Source organism: Photobacterium damselae (genome assembly GCF_003026815.1).
In the GTDB taxonomy this organism is placed as follows: Bacteria; Pseudomonadota; Gammaproteobacteria; order Enterobacterales; family Vibrionaceae; genus Photobacterium; species Photobacterium damselae.
On sequence record NZ_PYOG01000089.1, the window covers coordinates 1 to 1686 of the forward strand.

General features: G+C 42.3%; 1 protein-coding gene. It reads right to left on the reverse strand.

Features of this window, described 5'->3' with window-relative positions:
* A partial coding sequence (locus CTN07_RS22355; RefSeq protein WP_107183770.1) for a protein-tyrosine phosphatase family protein occupies positions 1 to 1651 on the reverse strand: 1651 nt, incomplete at its 3' end.
* Between the last annotated feature and the right edge of the window lie 35 nt (positions 1652 to 1686).

Genomic DNA, 1686 nt, shown 5'->3' on the forward strand with positions numbered 1-1686 from the left:
CTGTCTGCCCCATATAATCATTACGACTATATCGCATATCATTAATCACCTCTTCTGCACTCACACTATTAGGTACTTTTTGCATCGCAATCGCAGCAACAATTTGACCTGTACGGCCAACACCTGCACGACAATGCACGACCGGAGCTCCACCATCAGACTCAATACCATTAATCATAGTTGCGATATTGTTACTTGATTCAGCATCAATCGCAGTTTTATCTATCCAGTTAGTAACGTGTAATACGGGTACCGTAAACGGTGCTTCACCTGGAATATTAATCGTTAAATTAAATACATTGGCTTTTAGATCTGAGCCATCAGTATTTCGTCCAACAACCATGTCTCTAGATGTTAATTCAGATTGCGTTGTTAAGCCGCTATTAAATCCTAAGTTCCTAGAAAAGTAATCCGTCATTCCCTTAGCAGGGTTTGCCATCTGACTCGCTTCAGTAAGCACTGTGAGTGATGGAGTTCTATTGTCTACCAATAACCTTAACTGATCTTCAATCTGACTATCTTTTGGATACTGAGTGGCTATTGCTACGTCTTGGCCAGCGACAGTGATACGATTAGCGTTCAAGTTATAACCGACTTTACTGTGTAGCATAGTGCCGATATCACCAAATCGATCAACCTTATTTTCTTTTGACGTTCCAACAGGATCTTTATGGTAATACTCAGGATGGTTCTTTTTACTAATGTTATCTTTATATTGACCTAACTTTTGCTCGAACTGAGCTAATTCTTCTCTATGATCTTGAGCACCACTTGCTAACACATTTCTAGCATGATGATTCTGCTGCACTTGAGACTGCTGTTGTAAATGGTTATTCACTATGCTTTGCGCTTGTTCAAGCGTTGTAGCTCTCTTTGGCCGAGCGCCAGGTAAATGGATACCGAATGAACCATCTCCCTTACTACTAGGCCAAACAGCAACAAACTTGTGATCTGCTGACGGACGCTTCTGCATTATATCCACATCACTATAAGCACTGAAAGTATTCTCTAGCTTCGTTGTATCTAGACTAGAGTTCGCACCCACAGCATGTACTGGAGAAGAAGGTCTTGAACCATGAGCAGGAGAAGGCGAGCTTGATCGCCCAGCATGTGCTGGCACTGGTGGCGGAGTATTTGTTCTAGGGCTATGGACAGGCGATTGAGGCCTAACCTTGAACTGTAAATTCTCATAAATTCGCTCTTCTGATTTCCCATGCTGCGACACAGGCGGATGAGTATTCGGCCTTGTATTACGAGTCGGCGAGCTTGAGGGATTCGCTAGCTCTGATTCTGCACTATCACGCTTGGCAGCACCTAATAGAATATCAGCAGCCTCAAGCGTCAGCTCCCCTTTAATTTGTTTGACAAAAATTACTCCATCTTGACTTCCCAAAGCAAAACCCGCTTTAGGCTGTGCTTGATATAAATTTTTGACGTCATCGTTGGTTAACGTAATATTCTTAACATCCGCGATCAGCTCTTTTGCAGCCTGATTGAGAGCCTTAGACACTCCAGTATTGATAACTGCATTACCCATAGCCCCATAACTAACATTGGCGTTTGCGGCTGATTGAGATGCTGAAGCCTTATCAATATAGCTAGTTAAAGTCTGTATATTGAGATTATTTTGGATCTGGTTATTAACGGGCATAGGGTATTCCTTGGTCAAGCAATAATGTTAACAAC